The organism is Lacrimispora amygdalina (assembly GCF_900205965.1).
GTDB lineage: Bacteria > Bacillota > Clostridia > Lachnospirales > Lachnospiraceae > Lacrimispora > Lacrimispora amygdalina_A.
Map to the genome: position 1 here is coordinate 169,631 of NZ_OAOF01000004.1, position 23,740 is coordinate 193,370.

At 44.8% G+C, this 23,740-nt stretch carries 19 protein-coding genes; 1 reads left to right on the forward strand and 18 read right to left on the reverse strand.

All coding sequences use genetic code 11. The features are described from left to right. Window positions 1–69: 69 nt before the first annotated feature. The 14 genes from radA to CRO04_RS07650 form a co-directional block, all read right to left on the reverse strand. A complete protein-coding gene (gene radA / locus CRO04_RS07585) occupies window positions 70–1,461 on the reverse strand; it encodes a DNA repair protein RadA (RefSeq protein ID WP_097003633.1) in 1,392 nt (463 codons plus the stop codon). A gap of 78 nt (window positions 1,462–1,539) precedes the next feature. Then, entirely contained in the window at window positions 1,540–1,953 is a 414-nt protein-coding gene (locus CRO04_RS07590; RefSeq protein WP_097003634.1) for an endosialidase, read from the reverse strand. 95 nt (window positions 1,954–2,048) lie between these two features. After that, window positions 2,049–4,502 carry an ATP-dependent Clp protease ATP-binding subunit gene (locus tag CRO04_RS07595; RefSeq protein ID WP_097003635.1) on the reverse strand — a complete coding sequence of 818 codons (2,454 nt, stop codon included), beginning with the start codon at window positions 4,500–4,502 and terminating at the stop codon, window positions 2,049–2,051. A gap of 16 nt (window positions 4,503–4,518) precedes the next feature. Continuing rightward, entirely contained in the window at window positions 4,519–5,553 is a 1,035-nt protein-coding gene (locus tag CRO04_RS07600; RefSeq protein ID WP_097003636.1) for an ATP--guanido phosphotransferase, read from the reverse strand. Further along, window positions 5,546–6,100 (reverse strand): UvrB/UvrC motif-containing protein, encoded by a 555-nt coding sequence (locus tag CRO04_RS07605; RefSeq protein ID WP_097003637.1) that lies wholly within the window; start codon window positions 6,098–6,100, stop codon window positions 5,546–5,548. Before CRO04_RS07605 ends, CRO04_RS07600 begins: the two co-directional genes overlap by 8 nt. A gap of 28 nt (window positions 6,101–6,128) precedes the next feature. Next, complete coding sequence (locus CRO04_RS07610) at window positions 6,129–6,509, reverse strand: GntR family transcriptional regulator (protein ID WP_097003638.1); 381 nt, start codon at window positions 6,507–6,509, stop codon at window positions 6,129–6,131. 231 nt (window positions 6,510–6,740) lie between these two features. Further along, on the reverse strand, window positions 6,741–8,540 hold the full coding sequence (locus tag CRO04_RS07615; RefSeq protein WP_097003639.1) for a cadherin-like beta sandwich domain-containing protein: 1,800 nt from the start codon (window positions 8,538–8,540) through the stop codon (window positions 6,741–6,743). 21 nt (window positions 8,541–8,561) lie between these two features. Further along, window positions 8,562–10,922 (reverse strand): dockerin type I domain-containing protein, encoded by a 2,361-nt coding sequence (locus tag CRO04_RS07620; protein ID WP_097003640.1) that lies wholly within the window; start codon window positions 10,920–10,922, stop codon window positions 8,562–8,564. Between the two features lie 211 nt (window positions 10,923–11,133). Continuing rightward, the gene (locus tag CRO04_RS07625; protein WP_097003641.1) at window positions 11,134–12,498 is read right to left on the reverse strand and encodes an aspartate aminotransferase family protein; all 1,365 of its coding nucleotides are present in this window, start codon (window positions 12,496–12,498) and stop codon (window positions 11,134–11,136) included. A 30-nt stretch (window positions 12,499–12,528) separates the two neighbouring features. Then, window positions 12,529–13,659 (reverse strand): iron-containing alcohol dehydrogenase, encoded by a 1,131-nt coding sequence (locus CRO04_RS07630; protein WP_097003642.1) that lies wholly within the window; start codon window positions 13,657–13,659, stop codon window positions 12,529–12,531. Between the two features lie 28 nt (window positions 13,660–13,687). Beyond that, entirely contained in the window at window positions 13,688–14,581 is an 894-nt protein-coding gene (locus tag CRO04_RS07635; RefSeq protein ID WP_097003643.1) for a substrate-binding periplasmic protein, read from the reverse strand. Window positions 14,582–14,621: 40 nt separating this feature from the next. Next, window positions 14,622–15,317, reverse strand: coding sequence for an amino acid ABC transporter permease (locus CRO04_RS07640; RefSeq protein WP_097003644.1), 696 nt, complete (start codon window positions 15,315–15,317; stop codon window positions 14,622–14,624). A 12-nt stretch (window positions 15,318–15,329) separates the two neighbouring features. Beyond that, the gene (locus tag CRO04_RS07645; protein WP_097003645.1) at window positions 15,330–16,052 is read right to left on the reverse strand and encodes an amino acid ABC transporter ATP-binding protein; all 723 of its coding nucleotides are present in this window, start codon (window positions 16,050–16,052) and stop codon (window positions 15,330–15,332) included. A gap of 94 nt (window positions 16,053–16,146) precedes the next feature. Then, window positions 16,147–16,752: an AAA family ATPase gene (locus CRO04_RS07650; RefSeq protein ID WP_097003646.1), complete on the reverse strand. Its 606-nt coding sequence runs from the start codon at window positions 16,750–16,752 to the stop codon at window positions 16,147–16,149. Window positions 16,753–16,910: 158 nt separating this feature from the next. Here CRO04_RS07650 and CRO04_RS07655 point away from each other — a divergent pair, with 158 nt between their 5' ends. After that, the gene (locus CRO04_RS07655; RefSeq protein WP_097003647.1) at window positions 16,911–18,029 is read left to right on the forward strand and encodes a PucR family transcriptional regulator ligand-binding domain-containing protein; all 1,119 of its coding nucleotides are present in this window, start codon (window positions 16,911–16,913) and stop codon (window positions 18,027–18,029) included. Window positions 18,030–18,053: 24 nt separating this feature from the next. On the opposite strand, the gene CRO04_RS07660 is transcribed toward CRO04_RS07655, so the two are convergent. From CRO04_RS07660 to CRO04_RS07675, 4 genes are all read right to left on the reverse strand, one after another. After that, window positions 18,054–18,503: a MarR family winged helix-turn-helix transcriptional regulator gene (locus CRO04_RS07660; RefSeq protein WP_242974379.1), complete on the reverse strand. Its 450-nt coding sequence runs from the start codon at window positions 18,501–18,503 to the stop codon at window positions 18,054–18,056. 18 nt (window positions 18,504–18,521) lie between these two features. Next, complete coding sequence (locus CRO04_RS07665; protein WP_097003648.1) at window positions 18,522–20,378, reverse strand: ABC transporter ATP-binding protein; 1,857 nt, start codon at window positions 20,376–20,378, stop codon at window positions 18,522–18,524. Continuing rightward, window positions 20,375–22,105, reverse strand: coding sequence for an ABC transporter ATP-binding protein (locus CRO04_RS07670; protein WP_097003649.1), 1,731 nt, complete (start codon window positions 22,103–22,105; stop codon window positions 20,375–20,377). The genes CRO04_RS07665 and CRO04_RS07670 overlap by 4 nt, the downstream gene beginning before the upstream one ends. A 192-nt stretch (window positions 22,106–22,297) precedes the next feature. Beyond that, the gene (locus CRO04_RS07675) at window positions 22,298–23,710 is read right to left on the reverse strand and encodes an oxaloacetate decarboxylase subunit alpha (protein ID WP_097003650.1); all 1,413 of its coding nucleotides are present in this window, start codon (window positions 23,708–23,710) and stop codon (window positions 22,298–22,300) included. Window positions 23,711–23,740 lie beyond the last annotated feature (30 nt).

Here is a 23,740-nt window from a genome sequence, read left to right on the forward strand (position 1 = left end):
AGAATGTAGACAAAGTCCCGGGCGGATGCCCGGGACTTATGCCTGCGCATGTGAGAATATCCGTTTATGTCAATTAGATATCCCCGCAATGGCTTCTCTCACATTCTCCACACCAAGCAGCTTAATTCCTTCCACAGGTCCCAGTTTATCCAGAGAAATCTTCGGAAGAATGCAGGTATGAAATCCCAGCTTCTTTGCCTCATTCACTCTCTGCTGTGCCATGGAAACAGCTCTCACTTCTCCTGATAATCCCACCTCTCCAAAAATGATGGTTTTGGAATCAATGGCCCGGTCCTTCATGCTTGAAACTATCGCCATGAGAATAGCCAGATCCAGTGCCGGCTCATTCATACGAAGACCGCCGGTGATATTAACATACGCATCAAAATGAGACAGATCATAATGTCCTCTTTTTTCCAGAACCGCCATCAGAAGATTCACACGGTTGTAATCCGTGCCCGCTGCTGTACGCCTTGGCATACCAAAGGCGGTGGGAGTAATAAGCGCCTGCACCTCAATCAGTATCGGCCTGGTTCCCTCCATCAGACAGGCTACCACTGCTCCTGACGCATCCTCAGGTCTTCCGCTGAGCATAAATTCAGAAGGATTCTTTACTTCTGCCAGTCCGCTTTCTATCATTTCGAATACACCGATCTCATTGGTGGAACCAAACCGGTTCTTTACTCCCCGTATAATCCGGTAGGACGCACTTCTCTCCCCTTCGAAATATAAAACCGTATCCACCATATGCTCCAGCACTCTGGGACCGGCAACTACACCTTCCTTCGTTACATGCCCTACGATAAAGATGGCGATTCCTTTCCCTTTTGCAATCTGCATAAGCAGATTTGTGGATTCCCGCACCTGGCTTACGCTGCCCGGGGCAGATGAAATCTCTTCCCGGAACATGGTCTGAATGGAATCTATAATCACAACATCCGGGTTTTCCTCCTGAATGGCCGCTTCGATAAGATCCAGACTGGTCTCACATAAAAAAAGCAGTTCTCCCCTTACTTCTCCGATGCGGTTTGCCCGAAGTTTTATCTGCTTTAAAGATTCTTCACCTGATATGTATAATACTTTTTTCTCTGATAACGCCAGATTCCTGCATACCTGCAAAAGTAGGGTGGATTTTCCGATACCCGGATCACCACCAACCAGGATTAAAGAGCCTCTCACCACACCTCCGCCTAAAACCCGGTCCAGCTCCTCGTACCCCGTTTTCATTCTGTCCTGCTCATCAAGCACAATCTCCGAAAGTCTGGCAGGCTTTACCGCCTCGCCTCTCCCGCCTTCAGCCTTCAGCCTTGATATCCCCCGTTTGCCGGATGCTTCTGTTTTTGCTGTCGGTTCCTCCACAAATGTATTCCATTCATGACAGCCCGGACACTGCCCCAGCCATTTTGCAGATTCATAACCACATTCTTTGCAAAAAAATGCGGTTGATTTTCCTTTTGCCATTGGTCCCTCCTCGCCATAGAAAAAAGTCCGGGTCCCAATCTCTTTTTGAAAAAGAGCCGGACCCGGACTGAAGTTTCATTACTTTCTGCAGATTTTTACCTTCACTGGTGTTCCTTCGTTCAGTTCCACACTGGCTGACAGCTTCCCGCTCATATTGGTTCTCATGCCGCCAGCTGCTGCGCCGTCCACAAAGACTTCATATTCCGTGTCTTCTGCCAGCTGAACTGTCAGCTGAGCGTCCTTATCGCCTTCTACTTCAAATTCCACTCCGTTATCTGAAACTGCAAACATCTCTACTGCAGTACCTGGTACGGATTCGTATACAAACATGCCGTTACGTTCCAGCTTGGTTATCTCATAAAATGTCTTAACTTTATATAAATCACCATCGTGCTCAAAATCCTGTAATTTTGACTTTGTTCCTAATTTGTAATTACCGAAGCTGATTGTACCGTTCTTTTCTGTGCGGATTAATTCTTCAATTACCGGCATTGGTTTGCCCTCCTAGTATTTTCTTTACTTATCCCTGTTGGCGATAAAAAGATCCTTTCGCTTGTAATTATTATACACGAACTGCAGGAAAATGGCTAGCTGTTTATCAGTTCTCTGACAGAAAATTTCAAACCGTCTTCTCCTGCTGTAATCTTAACTGTGTCGCCTGACTTTACCGCTCCGGAAAGGATTTCTTCTGCAAGCTTATCTTCTAAACTGCTCTGAATGGTACGCCGCAGGGGTCTTGCACCGTATTTTTCATCATAGCCCTTCTGAATCAGATAATCCTTCGCTGCCTCATCAATCTCAATTGTGATACTCATCTGATCCGATGTACGTTTCGTAATATCCTTCATCATGATGGTTACAATGTCCTTCATATGAGTCTTGTTGAGCGGATGGAACACAATAATCTCATCAATTCTGTTAATAAATTCTGGCTTAAAAAGCTTCTTGACTTCTTCCATAACCCGGTCCTTCATTAGCTTATAGTCGGCTTTTTCATCGGCTGCAGCTCCAAATCCCAGACGTTTTGGTGATATGATGTTTTCAGCTCCGGCATTGGAAGTCATGATAATTATAGTATTCTTAAAATCAATCTTTCTGCCCTGGGCATCTGTAATATGACCGTCATCAAGAACCTGAAGCAGTATATTAAATACATCCGGATGGGCCTTTTCAATCTCATCAAAAAGAATTACGGAGTAAGGATTTCTTCTGACCTTCTCACTCAACTGACCGCCTTCATCATACCCTACATATCCTGGAGGAGAACCAATTATTTTGGATACACTGTGCTTCTCCATATATTCAGACATATCAACACGGATCAGCGCACTGTCCATGCCAAACATTGCTTCTGCAAGGGCTTTGGACAGTTCCGTCTTACCAACTCCGGTAGGTCCCAGAAACAGGAAGGAACCGATGGGACGTCTGGGATCCTTTAATCCTACTCTTCCTCTTCGGATAGCTTTTGCAACGGCAGTGACTGCTTCTTCCTGACCGATCACCCGTTCATGAAGGATGGATTCTAAATTCCTGAGGCGCTCACTTTCACCCTCTTCCAGTTTCTTTACCGGGATCTTTGTCCAGGTCGATACAACATCTGCGATCTCCACTTCATCTACCACAGGCGTTCTGGAGGTTTTTTCTTTCTGCCATTTATCACGGATCTTTTCTATCTTTTCCCGTTTTTTCTCCTGCCGTTTTTTTATGGTTCCTGCCTTCTCATAGGCCTCTGCCTTAATGGCAGCTTCCTTCTGATCTTCCAGCACCTCGATCTCTGCTTCTAATGCCTTGATCTCCGGCGGTTCTGTAAACGTAGCAAGGCGGACCTTAGAGGAAGCCTCATCAATGACATCGATGGCTTTATCCGGAAGGAAACGGTCGTTGATATAACGGGCGGATAATTTCACCGCTGCCATAATCGCATCATCGGTAATCACTACCTTATGATGATCCTCGTATCTGCCTTTTAAGCCTCTTAATATACCAACCGCTGCCTCTTCCGAAGGTTCTTCCACTTTTACAGGCTGGAAACGCCGTTCCAGAGCAGAATCCTTTTCAATATATTTGCGGTATTCCTCTATGGTGGTTGCACCGATTAACTGAAGTTCCCCCCTGGCTAAGGATGGCTTTAAGATATTAGATGCATCAATCGCCCCTTCTGCTCCTCCAGCTCCGATTATGGTGTGAATCTCATCAATAAACAGAAGTACCTCACCATCTTCTATCACCTCTGCAATCACTTTTTTAATTCGTTCCTCAAATTCTCCGCGATATTTGGAACCTGCCACCATACCGGATAAATCCAGAGTCAGAAGCCGTTTCCCTGCAATTGTCTCCGGCACTTCACCCGATGCGATCATCTGGGCAAGTCCTTCCACAACTGCCGTCTTCCCAACACCAGGTTCCCCGATAAGACATGGGTTATTCTTTGTTCTTCGGCTTAAGATCTGAATAAGGCGTGTAATCTCCGCTTCTCTTCCGATTACCGGATCCAGCTTTCCATTTCCAGCCAGTTCTGTCAAATCACGGCTGTAGCTGTCCAGAGTCGGTGTACTGCTTTTCCCTTTGGAAGACTTCATCAGTTCCTCCTTATTGGCAGGTGCATCCTCTCCCATGGCAGCCAGAACGTCAATATAAAGCTTCTGAACGCTGATACCGATGGTATTTAAAAGTCTGGAGGCAACGCAGTCATTATCCCTGATAATAGAAATAAGCAGATGTTCCGTACCGATTAAATTGGCTTTAAAACGAACTGCCTCCCGGTAACTGTTTTCCAGCACTCTTCTGGCACCTGGCGTGTAGCCCCCATCTTCTCTTATTCTTACAGCCTGGTCCGGAGCGATCAGCTGGCTGATCAGCCCAAGCACCTTATCTTCCCTGACGCCATTCTCAATCAGCACTCTGGCTGCTACACCGCTGCCTTCCTCTAACAGTCCTAAAAGCAGATGCTCTGTTCCCACATAACTGTGCCCAAGCCGGCCTGCTGCCTGCTCTGCCAGATTAATGGCTGTTCTGGCCTTTGTCGTAAATCTGTCTATCATAAATGCATTCCTCCTGTCAATTTAATTCCGGCAGCTTCTCCCGGATGAACTCCGCCCTCGCCATGTCCAGTTCCTCTTTGTTCAGAGGGCGATCGGATATTCTCTGCAGATTTGCCGGCCAGATGCCTAACATCAGGCGGTAAACGTTACACTCTTCCTTTGTATGAATCAGACCATCTTCCAGTCCTGCCATCATCTGTGACAAGAATATCATGGCATCTCTGGAGGTCAGTCTTCTGGCATATTTGAGCACACCATAGGACTTATATATCTCATCCTCCCGCTCAATTTTCCGCCGCTGCAGGGATAACTTTCTTACCTGCATCTCCTGGTTGGCCAGCTGTATCGCCGCCTTTGTAACAGTATCAATAATTTCCCGCTCAGTCTGTCCCAGTGTCTTTTGGTTGGAGACCTCATAAAGAGCACCAAAATTATCTTCTCCTTCTCCATAAACACCACGTACAGCAGCTCCAAACCGTCCCATCTCTCCAATCAGGCTAGAAAACTTCCGTCCCTGGGATAACATGGGAAGATGTACCACAACCGATGCCCTGAGTCCGGTTCCTACGTTCGTAGGAAAAGCCGTTAAGTAGCCGTACCGGTCATCAAATGCATATGGAAAACGTTCATTCATATAATCATCAATCCGATTCGCCTGCTCCCAGAGTTCATCCAGATGCAGACCGGTTTTTAACAATTGTACCCGGATATGATCATCTCCGTTAAAGACAATCCCTGTATCCTCATTCTCTGACAGCAGAATTCCCACAGGTGACACCTTTGCAGCAATGGAACTATTTAGTACTCTTCGTTCCTTTAATGCCACCCGGTCCAGTTCGTTTAAGTCCTCCAGCATGGAAAAAGACAGCGGCTTTCCAATCTCTTCATTCAAATCCTTTAAACCGAATTCCAGGCGGTGAATCATCTCGCTGCTGTCCTTTTCATCCAGTTTAGAGGGAAATTTATATTCCTTCCAGTTTCTGACCAGACGGATCCGGCTGCTAACCACTCCGCACCGGCTGTTGTCAGTCTGTTCAAACCATTTAAGCATCGCCTTCATTCCCCTCCCTGAGTTCTTTGATCCGGTCTCTGCAAACAGCAGCAGTCTCATAATCCTCAAAACGGAGTGCTTCCTTTAGTTTCGCATCCCATTCAGAAATCTCATTGGATACGGTATTGGATTCATCCTCCGCAGCACGCTGGTTCATATGATCCATTTTTTGATACACAGGTGTTTTACCTGTATGGATAAGATTTCCCTGCAGCTGCTTAATGCTGTCCTCCATCAAAGGACCAAAAACGCTATAGCAGTCTGCACAGCCGAACCTGCTGTCCTTCACAAACTCGCTGTAGCTGGTGCCGCAGGATGGACAGGCAATCTGTGACAGCTTATCAGGTTCTTTTTCATTATCTTCTATGCCTAAAAGACCTGACAGCAGCTTACCAAGGGGAAATTCCCCATCAAAAATTGCTGCATATACACCAAAATCCATTTCCTTTGCACATTGGGCACAAAAATGGTGTTCTTTCTTTACACCATTCACCACTTCCGTATATTGAATATTTGCTTCGCGAATCTTACATCTCTCGCACAACATATAGAACCTCCAATCCTGGGAATCACTGTTATCTCTGGCTTTTCATAAAAGACTGAAAAATCTCGTCAACCAGCTGGTGAACCTCACCACACGAAATATTTTTGCAGATGCCTCTTGCTAATACAACACTTAAATCCCTGCGCATTTCATCAAGAACCTGCATTTTATCTACATCAAGGGAAACAACCGCTCCTTTCCGGCGGTCCAGTTTCACAAATCCCTCCTGTTTGAGTACAGAGTACGCCTTATTTACCGTATGCATATTAATGCCTATGTTATCGGCCATCTGGCGCACGGAAGGCAAGGGGTCTCCTTCTCTTATACTTTCCGTGGCGATTCCTATGATTATCTGGTTCCGAAGCTGAATGTAAATCGCTTCATCACTGTTAAAATCAATCTGCAATATCATCTTTTCACCATCTTTCGTTATATCTGTTATACACATAATAGCACACGATAATTCATTTTTCAATATATATTATATGCCAAATCTTAAAATGCAGTTTAAAAATGGCAATATTCTTTTTCTTTTAGAAAATCATTATAACAAACCACTTTACGCTTTTCAATAGCAGATGCCTGAGTCAAGATAAAACGAAAGCACCCGTAAGGGCGCTTTCGTTTTATCTTATATCATTAATCAGTCATCCAGATCCAGGAATTCAAAGTCATCATCCTCATTCTCATCCATCTTTGGATTCCTTCTGGAATTGACTTTCCTATCCTTCGGCTGCGTCTGATGTGTCCTTACTCCAGGCATTAAATTCTGCTCCATCTCCTCCAGGCTGGACTCTTCCATAAAATCGTCCTCTTCCTCGTAAGCAGTTGTCCTGGGTATGAACGTATCAGGCTCGTCCATAATATCATCTTCAAAACCGGAATTAAATCTGCCTGTCCGTTCTCTTTCTGTGAATTCCTCTCTGCTGTAGCGTTTCACCTTTACAGGCGGTGCAGCCTCCGTCCGGCTTTCTCTGCGGCTTCTGGGCTCGTCCTTCCTTTGATTATCATGCAGGGGTTCATCAGGTCTTAGATCAGGTCCGCTGCCTCGTTTAATCAGGAAAATGACAATAACCAGTAATGCTAATGCAAGTACGCTGACTGCAATCAATATATAGAACTGCAGGTGGTAATCCTTCAGCAGGTCACTGTAAGTCTGCGCCAGCTCCACATATTTGTCATTGGTAACACCGGAAGCAAAATATCTCTGAACCGTCTTTTCAGAAAGATCATAGCGGTAGAAATTCTTTTCTCCGTTCCAGTTCATACCATAGAACAGACAATACTCTGCCTTTGATTCTGTATTGGGCACCCATCCGGTAACTTTGATGCCATCAATTTCAATCTGCTGTTCTTTAAAGCCTTCCGGAACAGCGGCATCTCCATCCAGAGGGATAATTACAACCGCTTTTTCCGTAGTTTTTACTTCAACGAACTGTGACCAGCTGTCCGCGCCTTCATTATAGATAAAGAAACCGCCGTCGCCGCCTTCATCCTTTAAGTACAATAAAAGTATATCTTTTTCAAGCCCCTTACCAGCCATCACCTCAGTTCCCTTATACTGATAAGTTGTGGCTTCAAAGCCTTCCGGAAGTGTGGACTCATCAAAGGAAGATGCGATGCGGTATACAATATCATGAATTGTTACAGAGGCGGAACTAAACTCTGCTTCTCCAGTCTCTCCGCCAGGGTTGGCTGTCGGAGTTGTCTCCCCGCCTTCCGGTTTCGTGACTTTAATCGTATAATTCTTGATTGTCTGGCCATCTTCCGCAGTCACCTTGACTACAACCTGATTCTCTCCTGCTTTTAAGCCCTTCTCTCCCGTAAGAGTTACATGTGCTCCAGCATTGGAAGCCACTGCGTTGACAATCAGATCCGCTGTATTGGCATCAACCTCGGCAGTATAGCTGTCTACTTTTGCAGAGAACTCAGGGGATAAGGTTCCGGGCGAGATCTTTAAAGACTTCAGTGTTGCATCCTTTGAATACGTTGCAGGTGATGTTACCTTAACAGTGGAGCTGCCCTGTTTCGATACGGTAACAGCTCCGGAATTCACATCATAGATTTCCTGCGAAGTAACCGTAATCTTTCCATTTCCTGCTTTCAGTGTCTTAAATTTCAGCGTAAACTGAAACGATTTCTGATCTGCGGAATTCATGGTTCCAAGTATCTTAATCGCTCCGGCTCCGCCGTTTGCGCTGGTTCCGCTTACAAACTCCAGAATTCCGGGATCATAAGAAAGCATGATCTCCGCAGTTCCCAGCGCGGTATCGCTGGTCACTTTCATATTCACGGTCACATCATTGCCTACCATAACGGAAGGATCGGAAAATGAGATCTTAGCTTCCGATGCAAAGGATACAATGTGGCCCCAAGGGCTTATTACAGCCATCATGCAAACCAGTATAAGGCTGGTGATTATTTTTTTTAGTTTCCTGTTCATATTGTCTCCTATTTGATAAACTTACATTTTAAGTACTTTCTTCTGCAAAAGAAGAAGATCCTGAGAATTTACTTTTCCGTCTCCGTTTAAATCGGCTGCTGCTTTTCCTGCTTCCGGTAATTTCTCCAGCCCCAGCAGATATCGCTGCAGCTTCAGCACATCCAGACTGTTAACTTTCCCATCTCCGTTTATATCACCGCTTCCTTTTGAAGTTGTGGAAGAAGCTGGCTGCTGGGTCTGGGACTGTTCCTGAGTCTGCGCCTGTGTCTGAGCCTGGGTCTGTGCAGGGCTTTTAACACCGGGGCCCTTTTGTCCTTCACCGGCAGTTGACTGTGCTGCTGTTGTGGAACCAGTCTGCGTTGATGTTCCGGTAGAACCATCCGGAGCTATTGTGATATTGCTGCCGCCTGGGGTTCCTGCGTCATTACCTGAGCTGGAACCAGAAGCTCCTGGTCCCCAGCTGCCTCCTGAAGAACTGCTGCCACCCGAAGAACTGTTTCCGCCTGAAGAAACAGAACCTGGCTGGTTATTGTTTCCTGAACTATAGGTAGGTCCATTGGCCTGGCGGACCACATGAAGGATATACTCTCTTACATTACCATTTTGCGCAGTAACTGAAACTTTAATATCATTATTGCCGCTTTGAAGCGCTATTGTCCCCGTTCCTTTTATGGAAGAAGCAGAATTTAACGCAGAAGCATTTACTTTAATACTGGTCACACCAGAATCCACAATCAGATTGTATTCTCTGGTGTCCCGGTCAAAACTGGGCGTCATAACAAATCCATCCACGCTAAGCCCTGACAGCTTATTGTTGGGATTGCCGTCACCCGTTGGCTGGCTGCAGGGATTTTCGGGCATATTATTATAAACCGGTATTTTAAATTCAAGTCCGGTCTGTTTCATCTCATTGTTATATGCTTTTGAATATACAGCAGCCTCAGATGCCGCCCCCTGTACATTGGTCATATACTGATGCTTATACAGATTCGCCCCCTGTACATTATATTTCTTCAGATAAAAAGTATCCTGCCCAACTTTTACATAGTTATTACCATAATATAGTGCACCGCCTAAAATTGATTTTTCCGGCGTATTCCAGGGGCGTTCATAATTGCCTGTCTGGGATGCCCACCAAAGACCTCTCTGTACAGCAGTCATGCTGCCGGACTGGTATGCTTCTATATTAAAGAAATTATAGACTCCGGCATATCCTGGTTCTGTACCGGATATACTCTTGCCTGTACCTGCAGAACCCTGTTCCTGAATGATCATGGCTGCCAGTACATATGGATTCACTCCTGACTGGGTTGCCGCATTCATAATCATATTGGTATAGGCAGAGCTTCCTGTTGTGGTTCCTGTCGCAGGTGCATTGCCAGATGGTCCGGTAAGACTTGCTCCAGGACCATATTCCATAAGAATGGCTGCATGGTTGGGCGTAATAGATGCCTGAGGTGATTCCAGGCTTACATTACCGGAAGAGGAGCTTTCAGTCTCTGTTTTTCCTCCAGGACCAATATTGGCTCCGGGACCCGCAGCATTCCCTGGATCCGTGGATGATCCTCCATCCGGCGGAGTGAGTGAGCCTCCCTGGGAAGTGCCGGTATTGGCAGTGCTTCCAGACAGGAATGTCCCCCTGACCATGGCATTTAATCCTTCCAGTGTATGCTTATTGCTGTCATACGTATGCGTCAAAAATTGAAATACATTGGTTTCATCCAGAAAATTTCTGGGATCCATAAAATACTTGACAATATCCTCTGATGCCGTAACCCAGGTACTTCCGTCAAATCCTACCCAGGTACTGCTGTCCCAGTCATAAGCCCCGTTCTCCGTAGACTTCCACGATGACATACTGTTTGTATGCACAAGAGTTTTACCTACCAGACTTTCTTCCTTCACAGCAGTGTTCCAGTCCAGATTGGTCTTCTGGGCAGTAAACACCCAGTTGGGATATTGGGCGTGCAGCGCTCTTAAACGTACCTTATAACTTTCAGGAAACCCCTGAGCCGACAATTTTGATTCAAAATCTGCATCACTGGTATAAACCGCCGAAAATTTCAGATAGCTTTTTGTAACATAGCCTGTCACCGTCTGTCCATTGGAATTGTTAAACCGTATTTCATACCAAAGACCTCCGTCTGATCCGTTCTTTTCATTGACCACGGTAACGGATGCTCCATTGGCCAGTTTCGTAACAATGGAATAGGAAGTTCCAGGTCCGCTTCTCACATTCAGAGTTGTGGCATTCACCGTTGCCGTCTTATTCGTATAAGCATACGTATCTATGTATGGCGATACCGCTCCTGTAAACGATTCAATCACCAGAATACTGGCAAGTACTACTGCCCACTTACCAGCTTTTTTATACTTTTTCATCTGTTTCTCCCATAATACACTTCCGTATTTTTATTTCCAGTTATATGTAAAGCATACATTATTTTATTATAATGACAAATGATACCATGTGTCAATCTGAATCAGTCAATCTTCACCCATTTGGAAATATTTGTAAGAAAATCTTTCATTTTTTCCGGATGACAAAACAGCAGGACGATGAAACACCCTGCTGCCTGAAAATTATATATATTTATTTTAAAGAATTTTCTGTGCATGCCTCAATTGCAGATTCTAAAATTGCAAGCCCGCTTTCAAGCTGTGTATCTGTTACGACTAATGGGCATAAAAAGCGGATCACATTGGAATAGGCGCCTGCACTTTCCACAATTAAGCCATGGTGGACACAGTAGTCAACAATTTCACGTACCAGTCCTGCATTTGGCTGTTTACTCAGTTTATCCGTTACAAACTCAATCCCCATCATGCAGCCGATTCCTCTTACGTCACCTACTTCTTTGAATCTGTTTTTCCATAATTCAAATCTGCTTCTGCATAAATTTGAGATTTCAACAGAACGGGAACACAGATTCTCTCGTTCCATAAGCTCTATTACCTTTAATGCAGAGGCACACGCCAGCGCATTCCCTCCAAAGGTGCCGCCTATAATTCCGCCTTTTACACCATCAAAGATCTCTGCCGCAGCAGTGACTGCACTTAAGGGCAATCCTCCTGCAATTGATTTGGCTGATGCCAGAATATCAGGAGCACAGCCGGCATCCTTCCAGTAATCGGATACAAACATCCTGCCGGAACGTGCAAAACCAGTCTGGACCTCATCTGCAATCAGCAGAATCCCTTTCTCATCACAAATGGTCCTTAAAGCCTTAACCCATTCTATGGGAGCTGGAACAAAGCCGCCCTCGCCCTGCACCGGTTCTACCACAATCCCCGCCACATATTCTGCAGGAGAGGCTTCTTCAAATACCTTCTGTAGTTTTTCCATATAATATCCAACTGCTGCGGCATCGCTTAATCCCTCTGGTTTTCTATACAGATACGGAAATTCTGCGCGGTAAACTCCATCTGGAAAAGGTCCGGTCCCGAACGCATATGCTTTTTTTGCCGTCATCGTCGCAGCAAGAAGCGTTCTTCCATGAAATGCCCCTGAAAAAACAATAATATTGGGCCTTCCTGTGCAGGACTTTGCAATTTTTACTGCATTTTCTATCGCCTCAGCGCCGGAATTGGCAAACATAGTTTTCTTTTTTTCTGCTTTGAGCGGAACAATTTCATTCATTTTCTCCGCAAGCTTTATGTAGCCTTCGTGTGTGACAATATTCATCATACCATGAAAATATTGATCTGCCTGTTCTTTAACCGCTTCTATAATTTCCGGATGACTGTAACCAATGTTTAATACACCTACTCCGCCAACCCAGTCAAGAAACCGGTTACCATCCAAATCCTCCAGCATAGCACCCTCTCCTCTGCTGATTACGCAGGGATATACCGATTTAATGGCATCTGGCACCGCTTCCTTTCTACGTTTTAAAACGGCCTCAGCTTTCGGTCCCGGCAGAGGCATTTTTATTTCCGGTAATGCATCTCTCAGCATATGATCCTCCTTTTTGCCATGGTACGGCATCTAAATTGATTTTGTATAAATACAGCTGATCTCTTCCCGATTCAGGATGACGGGGTGATTGGCAATACTGGCGGCTGAGATCTTCATACAGTTTTCCGTCAGCCATGGTACGTCTGCTTCTCTGATTCCCATCTCTCCTAAGGTTTCTGTCAAATGAAGTTCTGCAATCAGTTTCCTGATCTGACTGACAAAATCAGATTCATCCTTTCCTCCAAGCAGCCTTGACATGGCTGCAAATTTATCCGGAGAACCTTTTATGGATGCTTCATAGACATAAGGAGCAAGCGCCGCCAGCCCTCTTCCATGAACCGCATTTCTAAGTCCGCTGACCGGGTGTTCCATCCCGTGGAGTGCGGTCACTCCCGCTGTATTGATCACCATTCCGCCCAGTGTACTTGCAAGGCACAGCTTCTCCCAGCTGTCTAAATCTTCCCTGTTATGACAGACCTTTATCAGGCTGTCCGCCGCCAGCCGGATTCCTTCCAAAGCCATCATATCGGTAAGCGGCTGAGCTATGGAAGACAGATATCCATCCATGTTATGGCAGAGAGCATCAAAGCCGACCGATGCCAGAACTGCCTGCGGCATGGTGGTCATCAGCAGCGGATCAATGATGGAGCATGACGGTACTATGGCACTGCACCGGAGTGATTTTTTATCAAGCGTATCCGGATTGGTCATTACCGCAAATCCATTGCCTTCACTTCCGGTTCCGCAGGTCGTTGGAACTGCCAGTACAGGCAATGCCCTATCGCTGACCTTCTTTCCAAAAATATACTCATTAATATCGCCGCCATTAACTGCCTGGAAGGCGATTCCCTTCGCTGCATCCAGACTGCTTCCTCCTCCCAGAGCAACAACAAGGTCACATGCTTCCTCCACTGCGATACCAGCCCCTTCACAGACCGTAGTGGTCAGGGGGTTGGGCTCAACTTTATCAAACAACACAGACGATACTCCCTGCCTTTTAAGCAATTCTTGTGTTCTGGCAAGAAGACCGGATGCCTTCGTACTCCTGCCACCCGTCACAATAAGGGCCCGCTTTCCAAGTCTGGCTGCCTTTTTTCCGATTAAATCTGCCGTTCCCCTTCCAAATACCAGATTAACCGGCAGGTAATATTGAAACTCCATATAAATGCCTCTCTTCTTTGTATTTGCACTATTTTACATTTTTAGTTTTCCCGTCCTTGGCGTTAACAAAATAATCATCCGTCAGCCCATAGGATTTTATTATTTTTAACAGCGTCCCGTCTTCTTTCATTTCATTCAGGCACAGATTTACTTCATTCAGGAAATCCTTATCCTGAAAACGGACCGCAGCTCCGATCTGTCCGCTGGCTTCTGCCTCATAGGGAGCCAGAAGCTTCAGCTTTAAAGAGCTGTCTGCCGAAAGCGTATAGCCGGCAACAATTCCATCTGTCACAACTGCGTCAACCTTTCCTGTGTTAACCGCTGTCATCAGCGTTGCCTGATTGTCATAAGCAAGCAGCTCGCCTATTTTTCCTTCATCCAGCCATTTTTGTGCTGTTTCATAAAATGCAGTGCCTGGCTGTGCACCGATTGTCTTGCCATTTAGATCCTCTTTGCTTTTCACAGCGGAATCAGCTGGTATTACCACTGCCTCTCCCTCCTGATACCATTTATCAGTAAATGCCGCTATTTCCAGTCTCTCATCCTTTACATACATTCCATCCACAACCATATCAATATTGCTGTTATTCAGTTCCACCAGCAGATTGGAAAAATCAATTTCCTTCATTTTAATATCTCCGATACCCAGGCGGCTGCACAGTTCTTTTAAGATTTCGATATCAATTCCTTTTAACTGTCCGCTTTCCACATCTTTATAGCAAAATGGAGCGTCGTTGGAAGATCCAATCAGAATATATCCCTTCTCTTTTATTTTCTTTAGCATGGCTGATTCTCCTGCTCCCTGTTCCGTGGAGGCCGCCTGCTTTTGACCCGGACCATCACCAGAAACACCGCAGCCTGCTAATAAAACTGCAGCCAGCACTCCCAGTACAGCCATTCTTAATCCTGATTTCTTTTTCATAATTCTCCTGCCTTTCTTTTTATATGATAATTTCTAAGGGTTACGGCATACGTTTCAGTCTCCGTTCCAGAATCCCGGTTATCTGGGAAAGTGGAATACTGAGCAGTAAATAAACAACTGCCAGCAGAGTATACGCTTCTACTGTAAGAAACGTCTGAGATGCATAGGTTTTTGTGCGCAATAGCAATTCCTGCACTGAAATCATTGCCAGCAGGGACGTATCCTTTATGAGCATAACCAGATAATTTCCAAATACCGGTACAGAATTTCTGAGAGCCGGAGGTATAATGAAATGAATCATTACCTTTCCTTCTGAAAACCCAAGTGCAAGCCCAGCCTCTCTCTGCCCAGGGTCCACCGCAAGTATTGCAGAACGGATAACTTCTGACATGTAACATCCATAATTAACTGCAAATCCTATGATTCCGCAGGTAGATGCCTTCAGCTGTATGTTGGTCTGGTATCCTGCCATGGCGAGTATCCCGTTTAACAACGTGGGAACAACATAATATATATAAAAAAGCTGTACAAGCAGCGGCGTTCCCCTGACCAGCTCTATGAAAACCGACAGGACCCGGCTGAGCACCCTGTTTTTGGAGAGACGCCCCATTGCGATGAGTAGTGCCGCCACTAATGCAAAGAAGAAACCCGAAAGGGTAATATAAAGAACAATCCCAACTCCTCCCCACAGGCTGGGTCCCAGTGTGTGAATTGCTTTTCCAAAATTTAATTCCATCCCTTCACCTCCCTATAACACTCTGGACAGAAATGTCCTGGTTCTTTCATTTTTTGGGTTGGTAAATATGTCCTGTGGCGAGCCTTCCTCTACAACATACCCGCCATCCATAAAGATCACACGGTCTGCCACATCTTTGGCAAATCCCATTTCATGGGTGACCACAATCATGGTCATTCCCTCTTTTGCCAGCTGTTTCATCACCTCCAGCACATCTCCTACCAATTCAGGATCCAAAGCAGAGGTGGGCTCATCAAAGAGAAGTATCTCTGGTTTCATTGCCAAAGCTCTGGCAATGGCGACACGCTGCTGCTGCCCTCCTGATAGTGCGGTCGGATATGCATGGGCTCTGTTTTCCAGACCCACCTTTTTCAAAAGGTCCAGAGCCTGCTCTTTTGCTTCTTTTACAGGAACCTTATTGAGTTTGACCGGCGCATACATTACGTTTTCCAGTGCATTTTTTAACGGAAACAAATTGAACCTCTGAAATACCATACCCACCTGCTTCCTGTAATCTGTGACCTTTTTCCCCAGATGTGTAATATCCTCTCCCTGATACAGGATCTCTCCCCCTGTCGGGCTCTCCAGTAAGTTTACACAGCGCAGAAGCGTACTTTTGCCAGATCCGGAAGGTCCTATAATCACCACTACTTCACCCTTTTTTACTAACAGGTTTACATCTTTTAAAACTTCCAGATCTTCAAAGCATTTTGACAGATTCTTAATTTGCAGCATGATTAACCTCCTTTTTGCTTTTTTTATACAACAAAAAGGCAATGTCTTTTTTTCAAAAGCTTCATTGCCTGGTATATTCTATATGAATGTGTTTTTACAGCATGTTCTTGAATTTTTTGCGGATAATTTCAGTTAAGATTTCACAGGTACCTTCCACTCCCAGCAGACTGGAATCAATCATGATATGCTTATGTTCCTTGTCAGACATCACATAACCGCAGTAATGCCTGTGATAGGACTCTCTCGCCTTATCGACCGAAGCGATCATCCTCCTGGCCTCATCTGGTCTCATGTTAAGACGTTCCACACAGTTTTTCAGCCTTGCCTCATAGGGCGCATAGATGAAAATGTGGATCGTATTCTTATAATCCTCCAAAATATGATCCGCGCATCTGCCTACGATGATGCACGATTCCTTCTCTGCCAGATCAATAATAATCTTTTTCTGGGCTGCAAAGACCGAATCCTGAATGTTTGTGGTCCCCATACCAAGAGGATAGTTCATGTTAAAGAATGCTGATTTTGCACTTTCTTCCACATCGCTGACAGCAGAAACCGGAAGATTTAAATCTTTGGATGTCATCTCAACGATATCCCGGTCATAATATTCGATTCCAAGGTTCTCGCTGACCATTCTGGCTATGGGTCTCCCCAGACTTCCAAACTGCCTCGTAATCGTAACAACAAACTTTTCTTTCATATGGTGCACCTCTCTTCTGAAGGATTTGTTATAACATTTATTATATCCCCTCCCGGTTACCCCTGCAATGTCTGCAGATTCCAATCTTTTTTTTAGTTATTGTACTTTAAGTACAATGTATGGTATACTTACCCTCAATCTGAGAGGAGGCAACGATTATGAGAACTAAAGTTTCTGATTTGTATCATTCTGGATCTGAAAAATACAGCCTTGTCCTTCACAGCGGTGAAAACGGACTTTCAAACTCTGTCTCCTGGATTTACCTGGCAGAGGATATTCAGAATATATCCTTTTTAAAGGGAGGAGAGCTGGTTATAACGACTGGACTGTTTACACAAAGCGGAACCTGTCTGTTTGAATTTATCTGCTCTCTGGTGACTTACAACTGCAGCGGGCTTCTCATCAATGTGGGGAAATACCTGGAAACAGCCGATTTATCCCCTGAGATTCTGGATTTTTGCAGAATCAATAAATTCCCTTTAATCACCATGCCATGGAAAATTCATCTGGTAGACATCATGCAGGACTATTGCAAAACACTCCTTCATGATACTCAGAATGCGGACCATTTAAACGCTGCATTTCAGTCGGCCCTTTATCAGGACCCGATTCACGATACCACTCTTATGACCTTAAACCAGAACGGTTTTCCAACTGCAGCCGGCTACCGGATCATTGTGATTCAAAATCTGCGCAATATTACCAGAATTACGTTTACCTTAAACCGTCTCTCGTTAAAATATCATCTTTTTGAACACGATAATCTGCAGATCCTTCTCTATCTTATCTGCCAGTCCACCCCTTCACTGAGCGAAATTATGGATATCCTTATGTATTATGACGGCATAACGCTGGGGATTGGCAATGAATTTCATACCCTCGATAAGATAGGAGTCTGTTATAAACGCGCCCGTTTTGCCCTGGCCGCGTCCCTGTTCTGGAGTATTCCTTCTGTTAATTTTGATGAGCTTGGGTTATTTCAGATTCTTTTTTCCTCCTCTGACCCGGAGCTGCTGCAGTCTGTGTGCAAAAACAGCCTGGGGGTGCTGGAAGACTTTGATTCAGCCCATGATACCGATTACATGGATACCCTGAAAGTCTTCCTCCTGTCTGACTGCAATCTGCTTAAAACTGCGGGCAAACTGCACACCCACCGGAACACGGTCATATACCGGATGAAAAAAATCAAAGAGTTGTTAGGAACAGAATTGGATGATTCTAAAATTAAATTCGATCTTCTAATGGCTTTTTATATCAGAGAATATTTTGACATATAATGAGGGCATACACAATGACTCACATTACGTTTGGCTTTCTGCAGCATTAAAACGTTCCAGATTGGTACACATGTGCTCCATAACACGGTAAAAAACTTCAATCTCCTCCGGAGCAATCCCCTCACTGACTATGTCTTCAAACTGCTCAAACACCTTTTTGATCTGCTTTGCCTCTGCATACCCCTTTTTTGTCAGGCAGATTAAAAAGGATCTCCTGCAGTCAGGGTTGCTCTCCCGGACAAGAAGTCCAAGCCCCTCCAGCTTATCAATATTTCTTGACATGGCTGCTGTATCAATTCTGCATTGGTCTGCCAGATCTTTTTGGGTAACACGGTCATTTAGCAAAAGACGATATAATATTTTTGCCTGCCCCTGTCCTGGTATCAGCCCCATTTCAGATAACAGCGGAAATAAAGCCTGCTTCCTGGCTTTTTCCCCCCGCACCAGCATTTCCCTGATCGTTAGTTTATTCACAATTTGCCTCCTTCTTGTTTATTCCAGTTCAAACTGCCCTGTATAGAGCTGGTAATACCTGCCCTGCTGTTCAAGCAGTTCCTCATGATTTCCACGTTCAATAATCTCTCCCCGTTCCAGAACCAGAATAGCCCGGGAATTGCGTACAGTTGAAAGTCTGTGGGCAATGACAAAGACGGTCCGCCCGTTCATCAGTCTGTCCATTCCCTTTTCAATCAGCTTTTCCGTCCGTGTATCGATGGAGCTGGTCGCCTCATCCATCACCAGTACCGGCGGACGGGAAATGGCAGCCCGTGCTATGGCGATCAGCTGTCTCTGGCCCTGGGATAAATTACTTCCGTCATTTTCAAGCATGGTATCGTAGCCTGCAGGAAGTCTTCTGATAAAGGAATCCGCATTTGCAATTTTTGCCGCCTCCAGTACGTCCTCCTCAGTAGCATTCAGCCTTCCATACCGGATATTATCGGCAATTGTTCCGGTAAATAAATGAGTATCCTGAACAATCAGTGAAATAGAGCGTCTTAATTCATCCTTTTTTATCTGACGGATATCAATTCCATCATAGGTGATCAGCCCATCATTTAATTCGTAGAACCGGTTGACCAGATTGATAATGGTGGTCTTTCCGGCTCCGGTAGAGCCTACAAATGCAATCTTCTGTCCTGGTTTTGCGTATAAACTGATTCCATTCAGGATGGAATGCTCCTGTTTATAGCCAAAAACCACCTCATGAAAACGCACATCTCCCTTTAGAGGAACCAGACGATATCCTTCCCTCTCATCGGGGATCTTCCAGGCAAATTTTCCTGTATAAACGTCAGATTCCTTAAAAGAACCGTTCTCCTCTTCCTCTGCCTTTACCAGAGTAACATTTCCTTCATCCACTTCCTGTTCCTGCTCCATCATCAAAAAGATCTTCTCCGCGCTGGCAAGTGCCACCATCAGGAAATTAATCTGCATGGTAAACTGATTCATCGGCATGGCACTTTGCCTTACATACACAAGATAAGATGCCAGTGTCCCCAGATTAATCAGACCGGAGATTGCAAATAATCCTCCCACGCAGGCGGAGACTGCATAGTTAAAATAGGACAGCGCAACAATTGTGGGAACCGTGATTCCCGTGTAAACTGACGCTTTTGTGGAAGAGATTCGAAGTGCTTCGTTTAATTCACAAAACTTTTCAAAATTCTGCTTCTCATGACGAAAAATTTTTTCTTCTTTCTGACCCTCCACCATCTCTTCCACAAATCCATTGACATGACCAAGGTTCCTCTGCTGTTTTGCAAAATATTTTTTACTCATACTTCCGTTATGACGGATATAAAGCAGCATAACTGCAAGAAAGAAAATAACGATCATGGAAAGACGCACATCCAGGACCAGCAGCATGATAATCGTTCCTGTTGAAGTAATAAAGCTTTGAATCAGCAGTGTAAAGCTGTTGTTTAACGCCTCTGATATGGTATCCACATCGTTGGTAAAATGGCTCATCAGCTCGCCGTGGGTGTGGGTATCAAAAAATACAAGGGGAAGCTTCTGGGTGTGGCAAAACAAATCCATCCTGATATCGCTCACGACCTGCTGGGATACATGAACCATCATTCTGCTGTATATCAGACTGGAAAGAGCACCTGCCAGATACAGGCATCCCATGATCAGAATCATTCGTATCAGCCCCGGAATATCTCCCGGAAGAATATAACGGTTAATCACCGGCTTTAGAAGATAGGTTCCTGCAATTCCTGAACTTGCACTGATGCATACCAGAACTGCAATCAGAAATAAGGAACGTCTGTAATGCCCAAGGTAATTCAAAAGATGGAGCAGGGTCTTTTTCGTATTCTTTGGTCTTGTATGTCCTGTGGGTTTCATGCCAAAAGTCCTCCTCCTTTCTGCTGGGATTCAAAGATATCCCGATAGATTTCATTGTTCTTAAGCAGTTCTTTATGTGTACCTGTTGCATTCACTCTGCCGTCATCCAAAACAATAATCTGGTCTCCATGGGAAACCGAAGAGATTCTCTGACTGATAATAATCTTTGTCATGTCGGGAAGTGAATCTTTTAAAGCTTCATTGATCTTCTGCTCCGTAGCTGTGTCAAGAGCGCTTGTGGAATCGTCCAGAATCAGGATTCTTGGCCTTTTTATCACTGCCCTTGCGATACAGAGTCTCTGCTTCTGGCCGCCGGAAAGATTAACCCCTCCCTGACCGAGAACGGTATCATAACCATTATCCAGCCTGTCAATGAATTCGTCCACACAGGCAATCCGGCATGCCTCTTTAATCTCCTCATCAGAAGCATTCTCCTTTCCCCAGCAGATATTTTCCTTCACTGTCCCTGAGAACAAAGTATTTTTCTGTAGTACCATGCCAATGGCTTCCCTTAAATGATCCTGCGTATAGTGCCGAATCGGCTGACCGTCTATCAGTATTTCTCCTGAGTTTATCTCATACAGACGCTGAATGAGCTGGACCAGTGTACTTTTCGCAGCACCTGTCTGCCCGATGATTCCAATCGTCTGTCCAGGCTGAATCTGAAAAGATATGTCTGAGAGCACATACTCTTTTGCAGTATCCTTGTATTTAAAGTATACATGATCAAAGCGTATTCCTCCCTGTGTAATCTCAATGTCAGATGCCAAATCATCACGAATGGCAGGTTCTTCCTCAAGAACTTCTGAGATTCTCCTCCAGGAAGTCAGGGATCTGGTAAATAAGAGGAATACATTGGAAAACATCATAAGAGAATTCAGAACCTGGAGCACATAGCTTAAAAAGCTGGTAAGAGCTCCCACCTTCATACCCTCTCCGATCACCAGGTTCCCCCCAAACCACAGAATACTTAAAATCGTACCGTACATCACAAACTGCATGGCAGGCATGTTAAGTGCTGCCAGTGAGAAGGAACGTTCCGAAGCATTTTTTAACGAGGCATTGACCTCTCCGAATTTTTCTGTCTCATAATCGCCCCTGACATACGCTTTTACCACTCTGACTGCTCTTAAGTTCTCCTGTATGGTACGGTTAACAAGATCCATCGCCCCCTGCATTCTACCATAAAGAGGTCTGACATTCTTAATAATAAGAATCAGAATTACTGCAAGCAGGGGCGCCGCAATAAAGAATACCATTGCAAGGCGGGCATTGAGCCGGAAGGAAACAACCAAAGCTGTCATCATCATCACCGGAGATCTGAATCCCGGACGCATTCCATTGGTAATGGAATTCTGAATGGTAGTAACATCACTGGTCAGCCTTGTTACCAGGGAGGAAGTGCTGAAATGGTCGGTATTGGCAAAGGAATAGGTCTGCATCTTCTGAAATTCTGCCTTACGGATCTCCGCTCCAATTCCATTGCCGCAGATTGCAGTAAATCGTGCGCATACATGCCCCAGCAAAAGAGCAGTTGCAGCAAATGCGATCATCTGTCCTCCCTTCATTAAGATATAGCTTCTGTTACCGTTTGCAACGCCCACATCAATGATATCTGCCATAATCATAGGTATAATCAGTTCAAATATGGTCTCGGCTTCGATGCATAGGATTGCGATAATGAATTCTTTTCTGTACTTCTTAGCATAATGCAGCAGACTGTTCATATTTCATTCTCCATATTGATATTACAACAGTTGTATTTGCAACTATTGACTATACAACAATTATATTCTCTCTGCCGGAAATGTCAATGAATATTTCCCAGTATATAAAAATCAGGCCTGTATCCCCTCAAAGGGAATTCCAGACCTGACTTCTTATATTGACTTCTTATATTAACTTCTTATATTCGTTTTTTATACCGGATAAGTTTTATTCTGCTTATCTGCCAGAGTGGAATCCACTCCTGTCTGCTGTGCTGCACGATATTCAAAGAAATCCTTTGCAACAGCCGGGAATAACGCATAGGATAGCACATCTTCTTCCTGCTGTTTCCACGGTGCACACTCTTTCTCGAACTGTGGAAGCTGAGGTGCAATTAAATCAGCAGGACGGCAGGTAATAGGAGTTTCATCACCGATAATCTTCTTCTGTACTTCCGCATTAAACGGTTTTACTGTCTGTCCGAACTCACCCATCAGAATCTTTTTGGATTCCTTGGTTACCATCTTATAACGCTCTCCGCTGATAACATTTAAAACAGCCTGTGTTCCGACAATCTGGGAAGAAGGAGTAACTAACGGCGGTTCTCCGAAATCCTTTCTTACTCTTGGAACCTCTTCCAGCACCTGTAAATATTTATCTTCCTGGCCTGCTTCTTTTAACTGGCTTACCAGATTGGAAAGCATACCGCCTGGTACCTGATACTGAAGTGTTTTAATATTCACACCCAGAACCTTAGGATTTAACCGTCCACTCTTTAATGCCTCTTCTCTGACGGGCTGGAAATGAGCTGCAATCTCTGCCAGCAGAGTCTGGTCATAACCGGTGTCATAAGGTGTACCCCTGAAGGTCTCAACCATAACCTCAGTCGCCGGCTGGCTGGTACCTAAAGCAAGAGGAGACATTGCGGTATCAATGATATCGCAGCCTGCTTCCACTGCCTTTAAATAGGTCATGGATGCAACACCAGATGTATAATGGGTATGAAGGTCAATCGGAAGCTTAGTTGATTCTTTTAATGCATGAACCAGCTCATCCGCTTTATATGGTGTCAGAAGTCCAGCCATATCCTTTATGCAGATAGAGTCTGCGCCCATATCCTCAATTCTCTTTGCAATATCTTTCCAGTATTCCAGAGTATAAGCGTCACCCAGGGTGTAGCACAAAGCTACCTGAGCATGCCCTTTTTCTTTGTTGCAGGCTGATACTGCAGTCTGTAAGTTACGGATATCATTGAGACAGTCAAAGATACGAATAATATCAATTCCGTTCGATAAGGACTTCTGTACAAAATATTCCACCACATCATCTGCGTAATGATTGTAACCCAGAATATTCTGACCGCGAAACAGCATCTGCAGTTTTGTATTTTTAAAACCATCTCTCAGCTTTCTCAGTCTTACCCAGGGATCTTCTTTTAAGAAGCGCAGGCATGCATCAAAGGTCGCACCGCCCCAGCACTCCACTGCATAATAACCAACCTGGTCCATCTTCTCCACGATCGGAAGCATCTGTTCAGTTGTCATTCTTGTAGCAAGCAAAGACTGATGAGCATCACGAAGAACTGTCTCAACGATCTTAACCGGCTTTTTTTCTATATCTGCCATTTTTTTACCTCCTGGTTATTGTTCATTTAC

Bases quoted from the DNA above. Each gene is read 5' to 3' on its own strand.
- CRO04_RS07625 (WP_097003641.1), bottom strand. From the start codon at position 12,498: ATGCTGAGAGATGCATTACCGGAAATAAAAATGCCTCTGCCGGGACCG.
- CRO04_RS07630 (WP_097003642.1), bottom strand. From the start codon at position 13,659: ATGGAGTTTCAATATTACCTGCCGGTTAATCTGGTATTTGGAAGGGGA.
- CRO04_RS07675 (WP_097003650.1), bottom strand. From the start codon at position 23,710: ATGGCAGATATAGAAAAAAAGCCGGTTAAGATCGTTGAGACAGTTCTT.
- CRO04_RS07605 (WP_097003637.1), bottom strand. From the start codon at position 6,100: ATGTTGTGCGAGAGATGTAAGATTCGCGAAGCAAATATTCAATATACG.
- CRO04_RS07640 (WP_097003644.1), bottom strand. From the start codon at position 15,317: ATGGAATTAAATTTTGGAAAAGCAATTCACACACTGGGACCCAGCCTG.
- CRO04_RS07665 (WP_097003648.1), bottom strand. From the start codon at position 20,378: ATGAAACCCACAGGACATACAAGACCAAAGAATACGAAAAAGACCCTG.
- CRO04_RS07615 (WP_097003639.1), bottom strand. From the start codon at position 8,540: ATGAACAGGAAACTAAAAAAAATAATCACCAGCCTTATACTGGTTTGC.
- CRO04_RS07610 (WP_097003638.1), bottom strand. From the start codon at position 6,509: ATGATATTGCAGATTGATTTTAACAGTGATGAAGCGATTTACATTCAG.
- CRO04_RS07590 (WP_097003634.1), bottom strand. From the start codon at position 1,953: ATGCCGGTAATTGAAGAATTAATCCGCACAGAAAAGAACGGTACAATC.
- CRO04_RS07635 (WP_097003643.1), bottom strand. From the start codon at position 14,581: ATGAAAAAGAAATCAGGATTAAGAATGGCTGTACTGGGAGTGCTGGCT.
- CRO04_RS07650 (WP_097003646.1), bottom strand. From the start codon at position 16,752: ATGAAAGAAAAGTTTGTTGTTACGATTACGAGGCAGTTTGGAAGTCTG.
- CRO04_RS07595 (WP_097003635.1), bottom strand. From the start codon at position 4,502: ATGATAGACAGATTTACGACAAAGGCCAGAACAGCCATTAATCTGGCA.
- CRO04_RS07620 (WP_097003640.1), bottom strand. From the start codon at position 10,922: ATGAAAAAGTATAAAAAAGCTGGTAAGTGGGCAGTAGTACTTGCCAGT.
- CRO04_RS07670 (WP_097003649.1), bottom strand. From the start codon at position 22,105: ATGAACAGTCTGCTGCATTATGCTAAGAAGTACAGAAAAGAATTCATT.
- CRO04_RS07600 (WP_097003636.1), bottom strand. From the start codon at position 5,553: ATGCTTAAATGGTTTGAACAGACTGACAACAGCCGGTGCGGAGTGGTT.
- CRO04_RS07655 (WP_097003647.1), top strand. From the start codon at position 16,911: ATGAGAACTAAAGTTTCTGATTTGTATCATTCTGGATCTGAAAAATAC.
- CRO04_RS07645 (WP_097003645.1), bottom strand. From the start codon at position 16,052: ATGCTGCAAATTAAGAATCTGTCAAAATGCTTTGAAGATCTGGAAGTT.
- radA (WP_097003633.1), bottom strand. From the start codon at position 1,461: ATGGCAAAAGGAAAATCAACCGCATTTTTTTGCAAAGAATGTGGTTAT.